The organism is Rhodanobacter caeni (assembly GCF_039523575.1).
GTDB classification, from domain to species: domain Bacteria; phylum Pseudomonadota; class Gammaproteobacteria; order Xanthomonadales; family Rhodanobacteraceae; genus Rhodanobacter; species Rhodanobacter caeni.
In genome coordinates this window covers 43,619-63,742 of sequence record NZ_BAAAFO010000004.1, presented here as the reverse complement: position 1 = coordinate 63,742, position 20,124 = coordinate 43,619, and the positions used below count along the sequence as shown (strand labels likewise).

Here is a 20,124-nt window from a genome sequence, read left to right as displayed (position 1 = left end):
GCGATAAAGCACGACGTGATCATCGTCGGCGGCAGCTATTCGGGCATGGCTGCGGCCCTGCAATTGCTGCGGGCACGCCGCAGCGTACTCATCATCGACGGTGGCAAGCGGCGCAACCGCCGCGCCAGCCATTCCCACGGATTCCTGGGCATGGACGGCGTCGATCCTGCCGAGTTGGCTCACGTCGCCCGCGCGCAACTCGAGGCCTACCCCACGCTGGCCTGGCTGGACGGCCACGTCGAGCGGGCAACGGGTACGAAGGACGACTTTCAGGTGGACTGCGGTGGCGAGACCCATTCGGCTAGACGGTTGCTGCTTGCGATCGGTGTGTCGGATCGGTTGCCCGACATCCCCGGCCTGGCCGAACGCTGGGGCAAGAGCATCTTCCACTGCCCGTACTGCCACGGTTATGAACTGGACCAGGGCCGCATCGGCGTCATCGCCACCGGCCCGATGTCGATCCATCAGGCGCAGCTGCTGCCGGAATGGGGCGACACCACGTTCTTCCTCAACGGCACGTTCGAACCTGACCAAGCCGCCGCGGATGAGCTGGCGCGCCGTGGCGTGACAATCGACACCTCCCTCATTCGTGAGATCGACGGAAACGCGGATGCCGTGCTCACGGACGGCCGGCGCCTGCGCTTCGGCGGCTTGTTCACCACGCCGCACAACGAGCCGTCCACGCCGATCGCCACCCAGCTTGGTTGCGAACTCGTAGAGACATTGATGGGCCTGCAGATATCAACCGGCGAGACGAAGGAGACCACTGTACCGGGCGTGTTCGCTTGCGGTGACGCCGCGAGGATGCCGCACTCGGTTTCACTCGCGGTGGCCGATGGCGCGTGGGCAGGCGCGCAGATCCATCGGTCGCTGGTGTGGCCGGCCGCGTAAATGGAGTTGCGCGCCAAGCGCTGGAGCCAGCTGCCATCGTGACGGCGAACCTTCGCCCACCCCGCTTCCCATCACGCGCAATAATCCCGTCCTTCTTCCCGAGGAAAGCCGTCCATGCATGGCGAGTACAAGATGCCCGGCGGCAAGCTGGTGGTGATCGACCTCGATGTCCGCGACGGGCGACTGGCCCAGGTGCAGCTGAGCGGTGATTTTTTCCTGGAGCCGGACAGCGCATTGCGTGCCATCGATGCCGCGCTCGAAGGCCTGTCCGCCAGGACGGACGAGGCCGGCTTTGCCCGCGTCATCCACGATGCCCTCGGGCCGGATGTCATGATGTACGGCATCTCGCCCGAAGCCATCGCGGCGGCCGTGCACCGCGCGCTGCAAGCGGGGCACGCCGCATGAAGCGCACCGCTTGGCACGACCATGGCTGGCAGCTGATCCACGCTGCACCGCAATCACCCACCTTGCACATGGCGCTGGACGAGGTGCTGACCCACGAGGTCGGCGCCGGTCGCCGGCCGCCCACGCTGAGGCTCTGGGAATGGGCCGCGCCCGCGGTGGTGATCGGCCGCTTCCAGTCGCTGCGCAACGAGGTGGACATGGCTGCCGCACGGCGCCATGGCATCGAGGTCGTGCGGCGCATCTCCGGCGGCGGCGCGATGTTCATCGAGCCGGGCAACACCATCACCTATTCGATCTACGCGCCGCTGTCGCTGATTGCGGGGCTGTCGTTCCAGCAGGCCTACGCATTCATGGATGCGTGGGTGATCGAGGCGCTGGGCGAACTGGGCATCAAGGCCTGGTACCAGCCGCTGAACGACATCACCTCCGAAGGCGGCAAGATCGCCGGCGCGGCGCAGGCGCATCGCGGCGGTGCGGTGCTGCACCACGTCACCATGGCCTACGACATCGACGCGGCCAAGATGCTGGACGTGCTGCGGATCGGCCGCGAGAAACTGTCCGACAAGGGCACCACCAGCGCCGCCAAACGCGTGGACCCGTTGCGCAGCCAGACCGGCTTGCCGCGCGAGGCGGTGATCGCGCGCATGGTGGCCACCTTTCGCCGCCTGCACGGGCTCGCCGACGGCAACTTGCGCGCCGATGAACTGGCCCAGGCCAAGGCGCTCGCTCGCACCAAGTTCGGCAACCCGGCGTGGCTGGCCGACGTGGCGTGATCCCTCGTCTCGTGGGAGCGACTTCAGCCGCGATGCTTGCTCCAGGCGGGCGGCGATGCTGGCCCGGGTGGCCGGTGTGGCCGAGGGGGACCATCGCGACTGAAGTCGCTCCCGCAACGGCGCCGGGCGTTGCGCCCTCCCCCATTCGTCACTTGTCGACGCGGGTCGATCGCAGGAGGATCGGCCTTCCCTTCGCGTTGACAAGGAGACGTAGATGCGCGCTTTACGACTACCCGCACTCGTCGCGGCACTGTGCCTGGCCTTCACCGCCCACGCCGCCGATACGAACACCTGGAAGCTGCCGGTCGCGGTGAAGAAGCTGGACAACGGCCTCACCGTGGTGGTCTCCGAGGACCACAGCTCGCCCACCGTCGGCATCAGCATGGTCTACCACGTCGGCATGCGGCTGGAGCCGCAGAACCGCACCGGCTTCGCCCATCTGTTCGAGCACCTGATGTTCGAGGGCACGCCGGACGCGCCCAAGGGCACGTTCGAGCGGGTGATCCAGGGTGGCGGCGGCATATTCAACGGCTCCACCCGCGCCGACTACACCAACTACATCGCCTCGGCACCGTCGTCCGCGCTGGCACCGATCCTGTGGATGGAGGCCGACCGCATGAAGTCCCTGGACTTCAGCGCGAAAAACCTGGCCAACCAGCAGAACGTGGTGAAGGAGGAGATTCGCGTCAACGTGAAGAACCAGCCGTATGGCCTGTTCTTCTGGACCGACCTCAACCGTCTCGCGTTCGACAAGTGGGCCAACAACCACGACGGCTACGGCTCGTTCAAGGATCTGGACCACGCCACCATCGCCGACGTGAAGACCTTCCACGACACCTTCTACCAGCCGGCCAACGCGGTGCTGGGCATCGCCGGCGACGTCACGCCGGAGCAGGCGTTCGCACTGGCGCAGAAATACTTCGGCCAGCTGCCCGCGCGTGCGCTGCCGCCGCGCCCCGACGTCACCGAGCCGCTGAACACCAAGCCGCGGCATGCGGAACAGACCGACGCGCTGGCCAAGGTGCCGGCGCTGGCGATCGGCTGGAAAATGCCCGCGCGCGGCAGCAAGGACCAGATACCCATGATGGTGTTGTCGCAGCTGCTGGTTGGCGACGACGCCTCGCGGTTTTACCAGGGGCTGGTCAAGGGCCGCGAGCTGCTGCTCAACATCGAGGGCGGCGTGAACTACCCGCTGGGTGACGGCAGCGACTACGCCGGCCCCACCCTGCTGAGCCTGTTCGCGCTGTACAAGCCCAACGCCACGCCGGACCAGGTGCTGGCCGCGCTCGACGAGGAGATCGGCAAGGTCGCCAAGGACGGCGTCGACGACGCCACCCTGGCGCGCGTGAAAACCAAGATGCTGTCGGACTGGTACGGCCAGCTGGAATTTTTCATGGATCGGGCCGACACCCTGGCCAAGCTGCAGACGCTGTGGGGCGATGCGAACGTCGCCAACCGCATGCCCGGCTGGATCGAGGCGGTGACGTCCGACGACATCAGGCGCGTGGCCCGCACCTATCTCACCGACGCCAACCGCAGCGTGATCGTGCGCCGCCCCGCGGCCGCGGCCGCCGCCAAGACATCCGCCAAGACATCCGCCAAGTGAGGACCGCCATGAAGACGAAGACGACATTCAAGACGCTCGCTGTCGCGCTCGGCCTGGCCCTCGCCGGCGTGGCGCAGGCATCCACCACCGCGCTGCCGAAGGACTTGCCCGCCTACGGCCCGGACAAGCCGCTGCCGGTCCCGCAGATCGCCCAGCGCACCCTGCCCAACGGGCTCACCGTGTGGGTGGTGCCGCGCGATGGCCTGCCCAAGGTCGATGTGGCGCTGGCCGTGCTCGGTGGCACCGCGGCCGACGACGCGGCGACGCCGGCGCTGTCGCAGCTGATGGCCGGCCTGCTCAACGAAGGCACCGCCAGCCGCAATTCGCGCAGCATCGCCGAAGCGCTGCAGGCGATCGGCGGCGACTACCGCGCCAGCGCCGACGACGACGCGGTCAACATCCGCGCCAGCGCGCTGTCCTCGCACGCACCGCAGTTGCTGGAGCTGGTGGCCGATACGGCGTTGCACCCCAGCTTTCCCGCCAACGAGGTCACCCTGGCCAGGGCCAACGCGCTGCAGAGCCTGAAGGTGCAGGAGTCTGATCCGGACTGGCAGGCGCAGCGCGCGTTCGGCCACGCCGCCTACGGCGAGCATCCCTACGCGCGCGACTCGCTCAACGAGGCCAGCATCGCGGCTGCGACGCCCGAGCGGCTGAAGTCATTGCACGACGCACGCTTCCGGCCGGACCGCGCCCTGCTGGTGATCGTGGGGCGGATCGACGCGGACGAGGCATTCAAGCTGGCCCAGCAGCAGTTTGGCGGCTGGAAAGCCAGCGGCGAAGCGCTGGCCGATACCGCACCGGCACCGCGCACGGCGGCACCACAACGGCTGATCGTGCCACGCGAAGGCGCGGTGCAAAGCAACATCCGCTACGGCCGGCCCGCCGTGCCGGCCAGCGATGCGGACTACATCCCGCTGACCGTGGCCAACACCATCCTGGGCGGCGGCTTCACCAGCCGCATCACCCAGGACATCCGCGAGGACAAGGGCTACTCGTACAGCCCGTGGTCGCGCTACAGCGCCAACCGCGCCGGTGGCAGCACGGTCGCCACCGTCGACGTGCGCAACGAGGTCACTGGTGCCACGCTGGCGGAGCTGGCCAAGTTGTACGACAGCATGGCCAGCCAGCCGGCCAGCGAGCAGGAGCTTGCCGGCGCCAAGCGCCTGGTCGGCGGCATCTATCTGTTGCGCAACCAGATCCAGGGTTCGCTGACCGCCACGCTGGCGAACTACTGGGTCGACGGCCTGCCGCCGACGTTCCTGGGCAGTTACGTGGCCGAGGCCAACAAGGTCACCGCCGATCAGGTGCAGGCGATGGGGCGGAAATATTTCGCCGCCAAGGACCAGAGCATCGTGATCGTCGGCGACCCCAAGGCGATCGATGCGCAGCTGAAACCGTACGGCGAATTCACCGTGTTCAAGCCCTGATCGCCTGGAACGCAGAAGCGCACCGTGTGCACGATGCTCTGCGCCGAGCTGCCGGAGCATCGCGCACAGGGTGCGCTCCTGCGGCTACAGCCGCGTGTACGACCAGGACTGCATGCGCCCATCCTGGTACGGCATCACGCCGTGGAACGGGCGCGGGTCGCCATCGAACACCAGCGGCAGGAAGTGGCGGTCGCCCTCCCACATCGGCAGCTCCATCAGCTTGTCGCGATCCACCCAGCGCAGCGTGCCCTCGTGGTTGGCGGTGAGCGGGGTGCCGCTGTAGCGGTCGATCACGAAGATGAAACCCAGCCAGTCCTCGCCGTGCTTGCCGAAGCCGGGCCAATTCAGCGTGCCGCGCAGCTGCATCGACTCGCAGCCGATGCCGGCCTCCTCCATGATCTCGCGGCGCATGCAGCTGGCAATGTCCTCGCCCGGCTCCATCTTGCCGCCCAGGCCGTTGTACTTGCCCAGGTGGTGGTCGTCCGGACGCGTGTTGCGGTGGATCATCAGCACCTGGCGCCGATCCGGCGACAGCACGTAGCCGAGCGTGGCGACGATGGGGGCATACGGGGGCGAGGCGGACATGCGCAAACCGCTGACGTAAAACCGCAAGTCTAGCCGCTGCACCGCTGATGCGCCCGTCATCGCGCCGCACGAGGCAAGGGCGGGCTTGCATGGAGACAGCCGGGGCGGCGACCATCGGGGGATGCCGTCTTTCCGTTTTCCGCCCCATCCACGCACGTGCGGCCCGCGTTGCGCGCCCGTCGTGCTCATCGTGTTTCTCGTCCTGGCCATGCTTGCCGGCTGCAGCGCGCGGGCGCGGGCGGTGACCAGCGACGAGGTCGCTTTCGAGGGCCAGAACTATCGCGTGGTGCGACTGGACCTGCGCCGCCACGCCCTCACCCTGCATTGGCGCGAGCCGGCCAGCGGCCAGCCGTTCGGCAGCATCGACGCGCTGCGGCGCTGGGGCGAGGCGCGCGGCCAGCGCCTGCTGTTTGCCGCCAACGCGGGCATCTACGACAAGCAATTCGCCCCGCTGGGCCTGTACGTGGAAGACGGCAAGACGCTGGTACCGCTGAACCTGGCCCACGGCAACCCGGTCGCGGGCAACTTCTCGCTGCTGCCCAACGGCGTGTTCGCGGTGTACCCCGACGGCCACGCCGCCGTGCGCACCAGCGCCGATTTCAAGGCGGATGGCAAACCCGTGCAGTGGGCCAGCCAGTCCGGTCCGATGCTGCTGATCGACGGCAAGCTCAACCCGCAATTCGTGGGTGACTCGGCCAGCCTGAAATGGCGCAGCGGCGTCTGCGCGCCCAGCCCGCACGAGGTGGTGTTTGCGGTCAGCGAAGCGCCGGTCAACTTCCATACGTTTGGACGGCTGTTCCGCGACAAGCTCGGCTGCCGCGACGCGCTCTACCTGGACGGCAGCATCTCGCAGCTGTACGTGGACGAGGAAGGCTACGCCGGCGCGCCGGCCTTCATGGTCAAGCCATACGCCGGCATCTTTGCCGTGTTCGCGACGCCGTGATGGCGCGACGGCGCAAGTGGTGGCGTTGGCTGGCACTCACGTTGCTGGCCCTGCTGATGATCGCCGGCGTCGCGTTGTGGTGGCTGCTCGCCGGCAGCCGCGCGCGGCTGGATGGTTCGCTGCAGCTGGACGGATTGCAGGCCGCGGTAAGCGTGCAACGCGACGCACGCGGCACGGTGACGCTCACCGGCAAGAGCCGTGACGACCTCAGCTACGCCCTGGGCTACGTGCACGCGCAGGAGCGCTTCTTCGAGATGGACCTGATGCGCCGCATGCCCGCCGGTGAATTGTCGGCGCTGGTCGGGCCGGCGGCGCTGCCGGCCGACCTCAACCACCGGCGCCATCGCCTGCGTGCAGTAGCCAATGCCGCTTATGCCCGGTTGCCGCAGGACCAGAAGCAGCAACTCGACCGCTACCGCGACGGCGTCAATGCGGGCCTCGCCGACCTGCATGTGAAACCGTGGGAATACCTGCTGCTGGGCAGCAAGCCGCAACCGTGGCGCTCGCCGGACAGCCTGCTGCTGATCGCCGCCATGTACCTGGACCTCAACGGCGACGGCCTCAACGCGCGCGAACGGCACATCGCGCAGATGCGCGCGGTGTTGCCCGGCGCCCTGGTGGATTTCCTGCTGTCACCCGACCCTGACTGGGAGGCGCCGCTGCGCGGGCGGTTGTCGCGTTCGCCGGTGATTCCCGGCGCGGGCGTGTTCGACCTGCGCCAGCTGGCGCCCGCCAAAGCCGCCGACCTGACCGCCGCGCTGGCACCCGCGCTTCAGGTCTCGCGCCCCGGCAGCAACAGCTTCGCCGTCGCCGGCGCGCTCACCAGCAATGGCGCGGCGCTGCTGGCCAACGACATGCACCTGCGCCTGCGCGTGCCCAACATCTGGTTTCGCGTTCGCCTGCGTTACCCCGACCCCGGCGCACCGGGTGGCCAGCGCGACGTCAACGGCGTGAGCCTGCCGGGCACGCCGGCCGTCGTGGTCGGCTCCAACGGCCAGGTTGCCTGGGGCTTCACCAACAGCTACGGCGACTGGCTGGACTGGGTGCGCGTGCAGCGCGACCCGCACGATGCCAGCCGCTACAAGGTGCCCGGCGGTTGGGCCGCCATCGAGCGCCATGTCGAACACATCCAGGTGAAAGGCCAGCCCGATACGCTGCTCACCGTCGAGGACACGCGCTGGGGACCGATCATGGCCCTTGATGCCGACGGCACGCCGCTGGCGCTGCAATGGACCGGCCGCCAGCCGCGCAACTACAACCTGGCGCTGATGCAGATGGAACGCGCGCCGGACACGCACGCGGCGCTGGACCTGGCGCCGACGTTCGGTATCCCCGTGCAGAACATCCTGGTGGCCGACAGCGCCGGGCACATCGGCTGGAGCATCGCCGGCAATGGCGTACCGCTGCGCGGCGAAGGCGATCCCGCCATGCCCGTGGACGGTGCAAAACCCGGCATCGGCTGGCAAGGCTGGGCCGCCCCCACGCAATATCCGCGCATCGAAGACCCCGCCGGTGGCCGGCTGTGGACCGCCAACAACCGCACCGTCGACGGCGAGGCACTGGCCCTGCTCGGCAACGGCGGCCACGACCTGGGCGCCCGCGCGCAGCAGATCCGAGACGACCTGCATGCGCGCACCGGCTTCACGCCGGGCAGCCTGCTGGACATCCAGCTCGACGACCGCGCGGTCTTTCTCAGCCGCTGGCAGGGATTGCTGCAGAACACGCTTGCCGACAGCGACGACCCCGACCTGCGCCAGCTGCGCGACCTCACCGCGCACTGGCACGGCCACGCTTCCGTCGGCAGCGTCGATTACCGGCTGGTGCGCGCGTTCCGAACCGAGGTGACCCAGGCCGTGCTGGCGCCGTTTGCCGCCCGCGTGGCGCAACAGCATCCCGATTTCAGCTGGCCCGGCGAAAACAGCGCGGAAGCCGCGGTCTGGGCCCTGGTGCACACGCAGCCGCCCTACCTGCTGGACCGCACCTACGCCGACTGGCACGCCCTGCTGGTAGCCAGCGCCAAGCGCGTGGCAACCGAGCTGGGCAAGCAACCCGGCGGCCTCGCCGCCCGATCATGGGGCGAACACAACCGCAGCCGGATCGACCATCCATTGTCGGCCGCGCTGCCGGCGTGGCTGGGCCGCTACCTCGACATGCCCTCGCAACCGCAGCCCGGCGACAGCAACATGCCGCGCGTGGCCGCCCCCGCGTTCGGCGCCTCCGAGCGGCTGGACGTGGCGCCCGGCCACGAAGCCCACGGCATCCTGCAGATGCCCGGCGGCCAGAGCGACCACCCACTGTCACCGTTCTATGGCGCCGGCCACGACGATTGGGCCAACGGCCGCCCCACCCCGCTTTTGCCGGGACCTGCGCAACATGAGCTGACGCTGGAGCCGGAAGCTTGAAACAACCCGCCATGGCGACGACCGTCCGTTCGTGTGGGAGCGACTTCAGTCGCGATGCTTTTGCTCCGGGATTCCAGCAAAGAGCATCGCGACTGAAGTCGCTCCTACAAAAGTCGCTCCCACAAGATCCCGATTCCTGATTCCCGTCAAAAGCTCCTACGCGCTGGGCAGCAGGCGCTCGCAGATGGCCTGATACAACGCCGGCAACTGTTCCAGCTCGTCCAGCGCCACGCATTCGTCGGTCTTATGGATGGTGGCGTTGACGGGGCCGAGCTCCACCACCTCGGCGCCCAGTGGCGCGATGAAACGGCCGTCCGATGTACCGCCGCCAGTGCTCTGCTCCGGGTCGAGGCCGCAGAGATCGCGGCACACCGCCACCACGGTCTCGCGCAGCAGGCCGCCTGGCAGGGTGAGGAACGGCTCGCCGGAGAGATGCCAGTCGATGTGGAAATCCACGCCGTGCCGATGCAGGATCGCCTCGCTGCGCGCGCGCAGGTCGTCGGCGCGGCTGGCCGTGCTGTAGCGGAAGTTGAACAGTGCGGTGAGCGTGCCGGGGATGACGTTGTTGGCGCCGGTGCCGGCGTTGAGGTTGGATACCTGCATCGAGGTGGGCGGGAAATCCGCGTTGCCCTCGTCCCAGCGCTCGGCCGCCAGCTCGGCCAATGCAGGCGCAAAAGCGTGGATCGGGTTCAGCGCCTTCTCCGGGTAGGCCACATGGCCCTGCACGCCGCGCACGGCGAGCGTGGCCGACAGCGAGCCACGACGGCCGACGCGGATCAGGTCGCCCAGCTTTTCCCTCGCCGAAGGCTCGCCCACCACGCACCAGTCGATCTTCTCGCCGGTCTCGCGGAAGCGATCGGCCACCTTGCGCACGCCGTCGATCGCCACGCCTTCCTCGTCGCTGGTCAGCAGCAGCCCAACCCGGCCGCGATGATTCGGATGCGCCGCCACGAACTGCTCCAGCGCCACCACCATCGCCGCCACCGAGCCCTTCATGTCGGCGGCGCCGCGGCCGTATAGACGTCCATCCCGAATCGACGGTTCGAATGGCGGACTCTGCCAGGACGCCTCCGGCCCGCTGGGCACCACGTCGGTGTGGCCGAGGAACGCCAGCGTGGGACCGGCGTCGCCGTGGGTGGCCCACAGGTTGTCGACGTCGCCGTAGCGCAGGTGCTCGATACGGAATCCCACGCGCTCGAGGCGCCCGGCAATCAACGGCAGGCAACCGGCGTCGTCGGGCGTGACCGAGCGGCGGCGGATCAAATCGCAGGTGAGATCGAAGACGGCGGACATGCGCTCTCGCTAAGGCGGCGAAAAATAGGAACGCGCAGCATATCAAGCAGGCGACGCGAGGTTGCTCAGCCGGCCACCATCACGCCCAGCACATGGCCCACCGCAAAGGTGACCGCCGCGGCAGCGGTGGTGATCGCGAACTGGCGGGCGATCGAGAACAGCATGCTGCGCCCGGTGAACAGCGAGGTGCCGATGCCGATCAGCGCCAGGCCGGCAGCGGTGGAACCCACGCTGGCCAGCAACGCGGGGCGACCGCCCAGGAAAAAGTACGGCGCCACCGGAAACAGTGCGCCGCAGGCGAACAGGCAGAACGAGGAAATGGCCGCCCCCCAGGCCGAGCCGCCCAGTTCGCCCGGATCGATGCCCAGGTCCTCGCGCACCAGCATGTCCAGCGCCGCGCGCGGGGTTTCGGTGACGTGGCCGGCCAGATGGTCCGCAGCCGCCGGGTCCAGCCCCTTCTCGCGGTAGAGGCCTGCGATATGCCGCTGGCCGTCTTCGGGCGACACCGCCAAGCGCTCGGCGCGCTCGGTGATCTGCGCCTGGTAGAACTCGCGCGAGCTGTTGACGGAAAGCCACTCGCCCAGCGCCATCGAACAGGCGCCAGCCACCAGGCCGGCCAGGCCGGCCAGCAGCACGGCGCGATCACCGGCCGCCGCGCCGGCCATGCCCATCACCAGGCTGACGTTGGACACCAGCCCGTCGTTGGCGCCCAGCACGGCGGCGCGCAAGGTATTGCCGCTTTGCGGACGGTCGCGGCGGCCATGCGCACCGGGGCCGCCCGGCAAGCTGAAATGGTCGCGATGGCCGTTGCGATCCACCGGCGTGGCGCCGTGGTCGGCGTGCTCCAGGCGCACCACCGTGGGCATCACGAAGCCGGTGCCGAAGTGCCGCGCGAACGCGCTCAACGCGCGCACGCGCAGCCCGATGCGTGGCGACGGCACGTGCTCGCCCAGTTCGCGCAGACGCGCCTCCCAGAACGCCGCATTGCGGGTTTCGCCGGCGGCGATGCGGCGATAGGCCTGGGCCAGCCGCGCGTCGGCGGCCAGGTCGGCCAGCCGCCCGTACAGCGCGGCGTTGTCGCGCTCGATGCGCAGGTTGTTGCGGAAACGGCGCGCGCGATGATTGCTCATGTCGGCATCGGGGATTCAGCGATCCAGTTCGTCATCGCGCTGGCCCAGGTAGACCAGGGCCAGCAGCAGCACGACGACGAACCGGAAGGCGCTTTCCAGTCCGTTCCACTGGCTGGACATCCACATGCCGAACCATTCGCCGCCGATCGCCATGAACCCGCCCAGCCACAGCAGCACGCCCGCGCCCAGACCCAGCACCGCCACGCGCTTGGCACGATGGAATGCCGCCGCGGAAGACGTTCGCGCACGCCACAGCCGCCAGCTGCCGACGCCGCAAAGCACGGCCGCCAGTATCTCGAAGGCGATGATCAGCAGGTAGGCCGACTGCTGCAGCCAGGGCGCGTGGATGGCGCGATAGTGGATGCGGGCGTCGGGAAAGATGGTGTCCATCGCCAGCACGTGCTGCACGAAAGCCAAATTGCTGCCGTAGTCGGTGATGTTGCCGAACGCGACCAGGGCCAGCCACAACGTGATCGCCAGCATCAGCAGGATTCGGGACAGGCGTATCGGCATGCCGCGCTCCTCAGCGGGTGAACAGCTTCTTGAAGCCGTTGTCGCTGAAGCCCACGCTCACGCTGCCATCGGGCTGCACGACCACGGGGCGGCGGATCAGCGCGGGGTATTCCTTCAAGAGCAGCGTCCACTCCGGGTCGCTGCCGGGGTTCTTGCGCTGCGGCAGCAGGTTGCGCCAGGTGGTGGACGATTTGTTGACCAGCTTCTCCCAGCCGCCGAGCTGCGCCGCCCAGTCTTTCAACGTGGCCGCCGGCACCGGGTTGGCGCGGTAGTCGATGAAGTCGTGGGCCACATCAAAGCGGCCCAGCCAGTTGCGGGCCTTCTTGCAGGTATCGCAGTTGGGGAGGCCGTAAAGCGTCGGTTCGGTCACGCGCAATTCCTGTAGGAGCGGCTTCAGCCGCGATGCTCTTGCCTCGGAGGTTTCAGAGTAGAAGCATCGCGACTGAAGTCGCTCCCACCCGTCCCCGGAGAATTTTGCTACAGCGCGCGCAGCAGCTCGTTGATGCCGGTCTTGCTGCGGGTTTTCTCGTCCACCTGCTTCACGATGATGGCGGCGTACAGGCTGTGGCTGCCGTCCTTCGCGGGCAGGTTGCCGGCCACCACCACGCTGCCGGCGGGCACGCGGCCGTAGCTGGTTTCGCCGCTGGCGCGGTTGTAGATGCGGGTGGACTGGCCCAGGAACACGCCCATGCCAATCACGCTGCCCTTCTCCACCACCACGCCTTCGACCACTTCCGAACGCGCGCCAATGAAGCAGTTGTCCTCGATGATGGTGGGGCCGGCCTGCAGCGGTTCCAGCACGCCGCCGATGCCCACGCCGCCGGACAGGTGAACGCCTGCGCCGATCTGCGCGCACGAACCCACCGTGGCCCAGGTATCGACCATGGTGCCGGCGCCCACATGGGCACCGATGTTGACGTAGCTGGGCATCAGCACCGCATCCCTGGCGATGTGGGCGCCGCGGCGCACCAGCGCACCGGGCACCACGCGCGCACCCAGGTTCTGCAGCTCGGCATCGTTGCCGTGGGCAAAACGCAGCGGCACCTTGTCGAACGCCTGCGCCGCGCCGCCGTCGACGACGTGGTTGCCGTTGAGGCGGAAATACAGCAGCACCGCCTTCTTGAGCCACTGGTTCACTGTCCAGCCGCCCTGGCCATCGGGCTCGGCCACGCGGCGCTCGCCCGATTCGAGCAGGTCGATGACCTGCTCCACGGCGGGGCGCAACTGGTTTTCGATCTCGGTGGCGGTCAGTTCATTGCGACGCTCGAACGCGTCGTTGATCAGGGTTTCGATGGCTTGCATGGGCTGGGGTTCGCTCGCGTATCTGGATGGCTGAACGCGCGGCCTGTCCACGGCCGCGCAAACGGACCGCCAAGGTTACAGGAACTCAGTCCTTGGACGGCCCGATGCGCTCCAGCAGTGCGTGCAGCAGGCGGTCGCGCAGGGCCTGGTCCAGCGGTGCGTTGTGGCGATCGCTTAGCAGGAAGAAATCCTCGACCCGCTCGCCGAAGGTGGCGATGCGTGCATCGTGCACGCGCGCGCCGGCCTCCAGGATCACCTGCGCCACCGCCGCCAGCAGGCCGGGGCGGTCGGTGCCGACCAGCGCCAGCTGGGTGCGGTCGCCGGCGTCGTCGAAGCTGATCTTGGGCGCGGTCTGGAAGTGCCGCTGGTGCCGCGACATGGTCCGTTTGCCCGGCTGCACGCCGGTCGACTGCGCCAGCGCCCGCTGCAGGCGTTGCTGCAGTTCGTCGGCGCGCGCGGCGCTGGCCGGTTGCTGGCTGTCCGATTCCAGCAACAGGAACGTGTCCATCGCCATGCCCTTAGGCGAGCTGAGGATGCGCGCTTCCATCACCGAGAAACGCAGCCGGTCGAGCATCGCGGTGACGGTGGCGAACAGGCCATCGCGATCGGGCGTGCAGACGAACAGCTCGGTGCTGCCGCGCACCGACATCGGGTGCACGGCGACCAGCGGCACGGCGCCACCGGCGCGCAGGATGGCCGTTGTCTGCCAGGCGATCTGCTCGGGCCGATGGCGCAGGAAGCTGAGCTGCGGAAAATCCGCCCAGACGCGCTCCACGTCGGCCTCGGCCACGCCCTGGTCCATCAGCAGCGCCAGCGCGTATTCCGCGCATTCCTGCACGCGCTCGCCGGCATCGCGCGGCAGGTCCACGTCGCGGCTCAGGGCGTAGCGAGTGGCGTGGTAGAGGTCGGCCAGCAGGCGATCCTTCCAGGCATTCCATAGGCGCGGACTGGTGCCGATCACGTCGGCCACGGTGAGCAGGTACAGCTGGCCCAGCCGTTCGCGGTTCTCCACCTTTTCGGCAAAGCGCTGCACCACCTCCGGATCGGTGATGTCCTGCCGCTGCGCGGTGGTGCTCATCAGCAGGTGCCAGCGCACCAGCCAGGCCACGCGCTCGACATCGCCGCGCGACAGCTCCAACCGGGTGCAGAAGGCGCGTGCCTCCTCCTCGCCCAGTACCGAATGATCGCCGCCGCGGCCCTTGGCAATGTCGTGCAGCAGCGCGGACAGCAGCAGGATCTCGGGCTTGGGCATGTCGGCCCAGATCTCGCAGCCCAATGCGAAATCGCGTTTCGCGGCGGGGTCGGCAAAGCGCGCCATGTTGCGCAGTACGCGCAGCGTGTGCTCGTCGACCGTGTAAACGTGGAACAGGTCGTACTGCATGCGGCCGAAGACCTTGCCGAACGCAGGCAGGATCGCCGCCAACAGGCCGTGCCGGTTCATTCGCCACAGCGCATCCACCGCTGGCGCGCCTCGGCGCAGCAGGCGCAGGAACGCCGCCAGCGCGTCGGGGTCGGTGGCCAGCATCGCCTCGTGCACGGCGGTGGCCTGGTGGATGCGGCGCATGCTGTCGGCGCTGAAACCGACCACGCCGGGCACGTCCAGCCGCGCGATGAAAATCTCGACCAGGGCTGCCGGCCGACGCATGAACAGCTCGGGATCGCGCGCCGCCAGCCGCCGGCCGTAGCGCACGAAGTCCGTACCGACGGGCTCCTCGTCGCCAGGCGGCTCAAGCATCTCGACGAAACGCTCGGCCACCTGCACGCCCAGCCGTTCCACCTGGCTGGCCGCGCGGTAATAGCCCTGCATGAACTGCTCCACGCCCAGGTTCTTCTCGTGCTCGTCCTCGAAGCCCAGCCGCGCGGCCAGCGCGCGCTGGTAGTCGAACAGCAGGCGCTCCTCGGGACGCCCCGCCTCCAGGTGCAGCGCATAGCGGTAGCGGCGCAGCGTGGACTCCGCCTCGCACAGACTGGTGCGCTCGGCCGGATCGAGCAGGCCTTCGATCTGCATGTCCTCGAACCCGCCCGCATGGGCCAGCCGGCGTCCCAGCCAGCGCAGCGAATCGAGCGTGCGCAGGCCGCCGGGGCCGTCCTTGATGTTGGGCTCCAGGTTGTAGGCGGTGTCGTCGTAGCGCGCGTGGCGGGCATCGCGCTCGGCCAGGCGCGCGGCCAGGTAGTCGGCCGGCGGCCACAACTGCGGATCGTCGATGATCGCGCGCAGCGTCGCGTCGAAAGCGGGGTCGCCCACCAGCCGGCGCGCATCCAGCAGGCTGGTGAACACGGTGGCGTCGCTCGATGCCAGCTCGCGGCAATGCGCCAGCTCGCGCACGGCGTGGCCCACTTTCAGGCCGATGTCCCACAGCGTGGCAAAGAACTGCTCGAGCGCGCGCAACCGCGCCGGCTCGGGGGCGTCGACCAGTGCCAGCAGATCCACGTCCGAATACGGAAACAGCAGCCCGCGCCCGTAGCCACCCACCGCGAACAGCGCCGCGTTGTCGACCTCGCCCAGGCAAGCCGTCCACACGTGGGCCACCATGCGATCCACCGATTCGCTGCGCCGGCGCGCCAGCACGCTGGCATCGGCGCCGTCGCGAAAGGCCACCGTCAGCCCGCGATCCACATCGCCCAGCAATTGCCTCAGGGCACGACGCGCATCGCTGGAAACACCCGAACGCGGCACCGCCACGGGCAGCCGCGGCAAGGGGGGAAGCACTGGGGGGTTGATGGCCATGCGGGAGCGAGGAGTGAGTGAAGAGGAGAGAAGCGAGAGTGGCAGTCTGCCATGTCCCGGCGCCGCGCATCCGACCCTCTGCTCACCCGTCTCCGCTCACTGCCGCTTCAGGCACCGGCAAGGGCACGCCGCCACCACCTGCTCGTCCGAATCCCGAATCCCGAATCCCGGCTCTTCAGGCATCCGGCCAGGGCGTGAGGATCTCGAAGCCGTCGTCGGTCACCGCAATGGTGTGTTCCCACTGCGCCGACAGGGAGTGGTCCTTGGTCACCACGGTCCAGCCGTCGGGCAGCTGGCGGGTCTGCGGCTTGCCGGCATTGATCATCGGCTCGACGGTGAAGGTCATGCCCTTCTTCAGCTCCACGCCGGTGCCGGGCTTGCCGTAGTGCAGTACCTGCGGCTCGTCGTGGTAGATCTTGCCGATGCCGTGGCCGCAGTACTCCCTGACCACGCTGAAGCCGGCCGCCTCCGCGTGCTGCTGGATGGCGTGCCCCACGTCGCCCAGGGTGGCGCCCGGACGCACCGCGCGAATGCCGCGCATCATCGCCTCGAACGAGGTGTCGACCAGCCGTTTGGCCAGCACCGACGGCGTGCCGGCGATGTACATGCGGCTGGTGTCGCCGTGCCAGCCGTCCTTGATCACGGTGACGTCGAGATTGACGATGTCGCCGTCCTTGAGCACCTTGCCCTCGTTCGGAATGCCATGGCAGATCACATGGTTGACCGAGGTGCACAGCGTCTTGGGGAAGCCGTGATAGCCCACGTTGGCGGGGATCGCCTTCTGCACGTTGACGATGTGCTCGTAGGCGCGCCGGTCCAGCTCCTCGGTGGTGACGCCCGGCTTGACGTGTTCGACCAGCATGGCCAGCACCTCGGCGGCCAGCTTGCCGGCGACACGCATGCCTTCGAGGTCTTGGGGGGATTTCAGGGTGATGGCCATGGCTTCCACTTTTCTATGGCGGCAGCGCCCGGAACCCGGTGACTTGCCGCTCGGCCGGCGCACCGGCTACAATTTCGGAGTTTTGCTGATCTGACGCGGCTGTTTTGGCAGCCGCCCGGCGCAAAGCGAGCCGGGATTGTAACCCCCCGCGGTACAACACCCAAACCAACGCCACACACGCATCGGCACCGTCTTCGGGGTGCCGCGCCTCGCCCACCAACAAACCGGGCGGTCGCGGTCGAAGCCGGGGATGCGTGGAGGTCCCAACCCCAGGTTCCCTCCACGGGAACCGACAATCGGAGTCATACCCCATGGCACAAGTCACCATGCGCCAGATGCTCGAGGCGGGCGTCCATTTCGGTCACCAGACCCGCTACTGGAACCCCAAGATGGCGCCGTACATCTTCGGCGCCCGCGGCAAGATCCACATCATCAACCTCGAAAAGACCCTGCCGCTGTTCACCGACGCGATGAACTTCCTGTCGGGCCTGGCGCAGAAGCGCGGCACCATCCTGTTCGTCGGCACCAAGCGTTCGGCCCGTGAGCCGTTGGCCGAAGAGGCCGCGCGCGCCGGCATGCCGTTCGTCACCTCGCGCTGGCTCGGCGGCATGCTGACCAACTTCCGCACCGTGAAGCAGTCCGTGTCGCGCCTGAAGGAGCTGGAAGCGGCCGAGACCGACGGTTCGTTCGACAAGCTGGTCAAGCACGAAGTGCTGGCCCGTCGCCGTGAGCGCGAGAAGCTGCAGGCCTCGCTGGGCGGCATCAAGGACATGAACCGCCTGCCCGACGCGCTGTTCGTGATCGACATCGGCCACGAAGACATCGCCGTGCAGGAAGCCAAGAAGCTGGGCATCCCGGTGATCGCCGTGGTCGACACCAACTACAACCCGGACCTGGTCGACTACGCCATCCCGGGCAACGACGACGCCATCCGCGCGATCCAGCTGTACGCCCGCGCCGCTGCCGACTCGATCCTGGAAGGCAAGGCCGCCGCGCCGTCCGCCGCCCAGGGCGACGGCAACGACTTCGTCGAGCTGGACGAGGAAGGCAATCCGGTCGCCAAGGTCGACCGCCCGCGCCGCGACGCCGCCCCGCGCAAGTCCGCCCCGCGCCGCGATGGCGGCCGTGGCTCGCGCGACGGCGCTCCCGCCGCCAGGTAAGCGCGACAGCGGCGGCTCCTGCCGCCGTTGCCTTCGCCGCACGCGATAACCGCGCCGGGGCCGCGTGCCCCGGCGCTTTCAAGCATTAGAGGACTACCGATGAGCAATATTTCCGCCCAACTGGTGAAGGAACTGCGCGAGCGCTCCGGCGCCGGCATGATGGAGTGCAAGAAGGCACTGGTCGAGAACAACGGCGACATCGAGACCGCGATGGAGTGGCTGCGCAAGTCCGGCCTGGCCAAGGCCGACAAGAAGGCCAGCCGCATCGCCGCCGAAGGCCGCATCGTGGCCGCCCAGGCCAGCGGCAAGGCCGTGCTGGTCGAAGTGAACTGCGAAACCGACTTCGTGGCCAAGGACGCCAGCTTCCTGAAGTTCAGCGACACCGTGGCCGACGTGGCCTTGAACTCCGGCGCCGCCGACATCGACGCGCTGAAGGCTGCCGCCTACCCTGGCGCCGCCAACGTGGAGGAAGCGGGCAAGGCGCTGATCGCCACCATCGGCGAGAAGATCGAAGTGCGCCGCCTGGTGCGCGTCGAGAACGACGGCGTGATCGGCAGCTACATCCACGGCGGCCGCATCGGCGTGCTGGTGGGCCTGAAGGGCGGCTCCGACGAGCTGGCCAAGGGCATCGCCATGCACGTGGCAGCGATGAACCCGCCGTACGTGCGCGCGGACGACGTGCCGGCTGACTTCCTGGCCAAGGAAAAGGACATCGCACTGAGCCAGATGTCGGACAAGGACAAGGCCAAGCCCGCCGAGATCCTGGAAAAGATCGTGGCCGGCAAGGTCAACAAGATCATCTCCGAGGTCACCCTGCTGGGCCAGCCGTACGTGCTGGACACCAACGTGACCGTCGCCGACGCGCTGAAGAAGGAAGGCGCCGACGTGGTCTCCGTCGCCCGTCTTGCGGTGGGCGAAGGCATCGAGAAGGTCACCGAGGACTTCGCCGCCGAGGTGATGAAGCAGGCTGGCCTGGCGTAAGCCATCCCGACTGCTTGACGAGAACGAAGGCCGCGGGAAACCGCGGCCTTTTTCGTTGGCGCGACGTTGTTGCCCCTCCCCTGCTTGCAGGGGGAGGCCGGGAGGGGGTAGAGCTTTTCGCTCCTCCCCGACCCTCCCCTCGCTGCGCAGGGGAGGGAGAAGGGCGACGCTATCGGCCCCGCACAGTCACTCATCGTTCCGCCGCTCCGCTACAATGTGCCGGTTTACCTCACACAATCCGGAGTCCCCATGAGCAACCCGCCCAAGTATCGACGCATCCTGCTCAAACTCTCCGGCGAAGCATTGATGGGCGATGCCGACTACGGCATCGATCCGAAGGTGATCGGCCGCCTGGCGGACGAGATCATCGAGGTGCAGCGCGCCGGCATCCAGATCGGCGTGGTGATCGGCGGCGGCAACATCTTCCGCGGCGCGGGCCTTGCCGCCGCGGGCATGGATCGCGTCACCGGCGACCACATGGGCATGCTGGCCACCGTGATGAACGCGCTGGCGATGCAGGATGCGATCGAGAAACGCGGCGGTTTCGCCCGCGTCACCAGCGCCATCCAGATCCACGACGTGGCCGAGGACTACATCCGTCGCCGCGCCATCCGGCACATCGAGAAAGGCCGCATCGTGCTGTTCGCCGCCGGCACCGGCAACCCGTTCTTCACCACCGATTCGGCCGCCGCCCTGCGCGCGGTGGAAATCGGCGCCGACCTGCTGCTCAAGGCCACCAAGGTCGATGGCGTCTACACCGCCGATCCGGCCAAGCACAGCGACGCCGTACGCTACGAGCAACTGGGCTACGACAAGGTGATCGAGCACAAGCTCGAAGTGATGGACACCGCCGCCATCGCGCTGTGCCGCGACCAGCAGATGCCGCTGCGCATCTACGACATGACCGTGCCGGGCAACCTGATGCGGATCATGCGCGGCGAGCCGATCGGCACCCTCGTCTGCGGCGATTGAGCACCGCGACGACGCCGGTCGACGCGACCCGGCTGCTATAATCGTCCGCTTGCCAGAGCTCTTCGGGAAAGCC

General features: G+C 68.3%; 18 protein-coding genes. 10 read left to right on the top strand and 8 right to left on the bottom strand.

Translation table 11 applies throughout. The features are described 5' to 3' along the window. Positions 1-3: 3 nt before the first annotated feature. The 5 genes from ABD017_RS12780 to ABD017_RS12760 all read left to right on the top strand — a co-directional run bounded on the left by ABD017_RS12780 (position 4) and on the right by ABD017_RS12760 (position 5,102). Positions 4-891: an NAD(P)/FAD-dependent oxidoreductase gene (locus tag ABD017_RS12780; RefSeq protein WP_343883762.1), complete on the top strand. Its 888-nt coding sequence runs from the start codon at positions 4-6 to the stop codon at positions 889-891. 132 nt (positions 892-1,023) lie between these two features. Then, the gene (gene lplB, locus ABD017_RS12775) at positions 1,024-1,296 is read left to right on the top strand and encodes a lipoate-protein ligase small subunit (RefSeq protein WP_343883169.1); all 273 of its coding nucleotides are present in this window, start codon (positions 1,024-1,026) and stop codon (positions 1,294-1,296) included. After that, positions 1,293-2,069, top strand: coding sequence for a lipoate--protein ligase family protein (locus ABD017_RS12770; RefSeq protein ID WP_343883168.1), 777 nt, complete (start codon positions 1,293-1,295; stop codon positions 2,067-2,069). Before lplB ends, ABD017_RS12770 begins: the two co-directional genes overlap by 4 nt. Positions 2,070-2,283: 214 nt before the next feature. Then, entirely contained in the window at positions 2,284-3,675 is a 1,392-nt protein-coding gene (locus tag ABD017_RS12765; protein ID WP_343883167.1) for a M16 family metallopeptidase, read from the top strand. Between the two features lie 8 nt (positions 3,676-3,683). Beyond that, positions 3,684-5,102 carry a M16 family metallopeptidase gene (locus tag ABD017_RS12760; protein WP_343883166.1) on the top strand — a complete coding sequence of 473 codons (1,419 nt, stop codon included), beginning with the start codon at positions 3,684-3,686 and terminating at the stop codon, positions 5,100-5,102. An 84-nt stretch (positions 5,103-5,186) separates the two neighbouring features. Here the strand turns inward: ABD017_RS12760 and ABD017_RS12755 are convergent, their stop codons facing one another. Then, on the bottom strand, positions 5,187-5,687 hold the full coding sequence (locus ABD017_RS12755; protein WP_343883165.1) for an NUDIX hydrolase: 501 nt from the start codon (positions 5,685-5,687) through the stop codon (positions 5,187-5,189). A 208-nt stretch (positions 5,688-5,895) separates the two neighbouring features. On the opposite strand from ABD017_RS12755, the gene ABD017_RS12750 reads away from it, so the two are divergent. Then, entirely contained in the window at positions 5,896-6,630 is a 735-nt protein-coding gene (locus ABD017_RS12750) for a phosphodiester glycosidase family protein (RefSeq protein WP_343883761.1), read from the top strand. Then, positions 6,630-9,032, top strand: a complete 2,403-nt coding sequence (locus tag ABD017_RS12745; protein WP_343883164.1) for a penicillin acylase family protein — start codon at positions 6,630-6,632, stop codon at positions 9,030-9,032. Before ABD017_RS12750 ends, ABD017_RS12745 begins: the two co-directional genes overlap by 1 nt. Before the next feature lie 156 nt (positions 9,033-9,188). On the opposite strand, the gene dapE is transcribed toward ABD017_RS12745, so the two are convergent. The 7 genes from dapE to map all read right to left on the bottom strand — a co-directional run bounded on the left by dapE (position 9,189) and on the right by map (position 16,938). Further along, on the bottom strand, positions 9,189-10,325 hold the full coding sequence (gene dapE / locus ABD017_RS12740; RefSeq protein ID WP_343883163.1) for a succinyl-diaminopimelate desuccinylase: 1,137 nt from the start codon (positions 10,323-10,325) through the stop codon (positions 9,189-9,191). A 65-nt stretch (positions 10,326-10,390) separates the two neighbouring features. Beyond that, positions 10,391-11,455 (bottom strand): VIT1/CCC1 transporter family protein, encoded by a 1,065-nt coding sequence (locus ABD017_RS12735; RefSeq protein ID WP_343883162.1) that lies wholly within the window; start codon positions 11,453-11,455, stop codon positions 10,391-10,393. Between the two features lie 15 nt (positions 11,456-11,470). Beyond that, positions 11,471-11,968: a DUF2165 family protein gene (locus ABD017_RS12730; protein WP_343883161.1), complete on the bottom strand. Its 498-nt coding sequence runs from the start codon at positions 11,966-11,968 to the stop codon at positions 11,471-11,473. A 10-nt stretch (positions 11,969-11,978) separates the two neighbouring features. Further along, positions 11,979-12,338, bottom strand: coding sequence for an arsenate reductase (locus ABD017_RS12725; protein WP_343883160.1), 360 nt, complete (start codon positions 12,336-12,338; stop codon positions 11,979-11,981). 107 nt (positions 12,339-12,445) lie between these two features. Then, a complete protein-coding gene (gene dapD / locus ABD017_RS12720) occupies positions 12,446-13,270 on the bottom strand; it encodes a 2,3,4,5-tetrahydropyridine-2,6-dicarboxylate N-succinyltransferase (protein WP_343883159.1) in 825 nt (274 codons plus the stop codon). An 85-nt stretch (positions 13,271-13,355) separates the two neighbouring features. Beyond that, entirely contained in the window at positions 13,356-15,998 is a 2,643-nt protein-coding gene (glnD, locus tag ABD017_RS12715; protein WP_343883158.1) for a [protein-PII] uridylyltransferase, read from the bottom strand. Between the two features lie 175 nt (positions 15,999-16,173). Continuing rightward, positions 16,174-16,938, bottom strand: a complete 765-nt coding sequence (gene map / locus ABD017_RS12710) for a type I methionyl aminopeptidase (protein ID WP_343883157.1) — start codon at positions 16,936-16,938, stop codon at positions 16,174-16,176. A 311-nt stretch (positions 16,939-17,249) separates the two neighbouring features. On the opposite strand from map, the gene rpsB reads away from it, so the two are divergent. The 3 genes from rpsB to pyrH all read left to right on the top strand — a co-directional run bounded on the left by rpsB (position 17,250) and on the right by pyrH (position 20,051). Then, the gene (gene rpsB, locus ABD017_RS12705) at positions 17,250-18,098 is read left to right on the top strand and encodes a 30S ribosomal protein S2 (protein ID WP_343883156.1); all 849 of its coding nucleotides are present in this window, start codon (positions 17,250-17,252) and stop codon (positions 18,096-18,098) included. Between the two features lie 99 nt (positions 18,099-18,197). After that, positions 18,198-19,079: a translation elongation factor Ts gene (gene tsf, locus ABD017_RS12700; RefSeq protein WP_343883155.1), complete on the top strand. Its 882-nt coding sequence runs from the start codon at positions 18,198-18,200 to the stop codon at positions 19,077-19,079. A 249-nt stretch (positions 19,080-19,328) separates the two neighbouring features. Next, positions 19,329-20,051 carry a UMP kinase gene (pyrH, locus tag ABD017_RS12695; protein ID WP_343883154.1) on the top strand — a complete coding sequence of 241 codons (723 nt, stop codon included), beginning with the start codon at positions 19,329-19,331 and terminating at the stop codon, positions 20,049-20,051. Positions 20,052-20,124 lie beyond the last annotated feature (73 nt).

What these genes read in the sequence shown, in the direction of transcription:
- lplB (WP_343883169.1), top strand. Translation starts at nt 1,024, where the DNA reads ATGCCCGGCGGCAAGCTGGTGGTGATCGACCTCGATGTCCGCGACGGG.
- ABD017_RS12770 (WP_343883168.1), top strand. Translation starts at nt 1,293, where the DNA reads ATGAAGCGCACCGCTTGGCACGACCATGGCTGGCAGCTGATCCACGCT.
- ABD017_RS12765 (WP_343883167.1), top strand. Translation starts at nt 2,284, where the DNA reads ATGCGCGCTTTACGACTACCCGCACTCGTCGCGGCACTGTGCCTGGCC.
- ABD017_RS12760 (WP_343883166.1), top strand. Translation starts at nt 3,684, where the DNA reads ATGAAGACGAAGACGACATTCAAGACGCTCGCTGTCGCGCTCGGCCTG.
- ABD017_RS12755 (WP_343883165.1), bottom strand. Translation starts at nt 5,687, where the DNA reads ATGTCCGCCTCGCCCCCGTATGCCCCCATCGTCGCCACGCTCGGCTAC.
- ABD017_RS12750 (WP_343883761.1), top strand. Translation starts at nt 5,896, where the DNA reads ATGCTTGCCGGCTGCAGCGCGCGGGCGCGGGCGGTGACCAGCGACGAG.
- ABD017_RS12745 (WP_343883164.1), top strand. Translation starts at nt 6,630, where the DNA reads ATGGCGCGACGGCGCAAGTGGTGGCGTTGGCTGGCACTCACGTTGCTG.
- dapE (WP_343883163.1), bottom strand. Translation starts at nt 10,325, where the DNA reads ATGTCCGCCGTCTTCGATCTCACCTGCGATTTGATCCGCCGCCGCTCG.
- ABD017_RS12735 (WP_343883162.1), bottom strand. Translation starts at nt 11,455, where the DNA reads ATGAGCAATCATCGCGCGCGCCGTTTCCGCAACAACCTGCGCATCGAG.
- ABD017_RS12730 (WP_343883161.1), bottom strand. Translation starts at nt 11,968, where the DNA reads ATGCCGATACGCCTGTCCCGAATCCTGCTGATGCTGGCGATCACGTTG.
- dapD (WP_343883159.1), bottom strand. Translation starts at nt 13,270, where the DNA reads ATGCAAGCCATCGAAACCCTGATCAACGACGCGTTCGAGCGTCGCAAT.
- glnD (WP_343883158.1), bottom strand. Translation starts at nt 15,998, where the DNA reads ATGGCCATCAACCCCCCAGTGCTTCCCCCCTTGCCGCGGCTGCCCGTG.
- map (WP_343883157.1), bottom strand. Translation starts at nt 16,938, where the DNA reads ATGGCCATCACCCTGAAATCCCCCCAAGACCTCGAAGGCATGCGTGTC.
- rpsB (WP_343883156.1), top strand. Translation starts at nt 17,250, where the DNA reads ATGGCACAAGTCACCATGCGCCAGATGCTCGAGGCGGGCGTCCATTTC.
- tsf (WP_343883155.1), top strand. Translation starts at nt 18,198, where the DNA reads ATGAGCAATATTTCCGCCCAACTGGTGAAGGAACTGCGCGAGCGCTCC.
- pyrH (WP_343883154.1), top strand. Translation starts at nt 19,329, where the DNA reads ATGAGCAACCCGCCCAAGTATCGACGCATCCTGCTCAAACTCTCCGGC.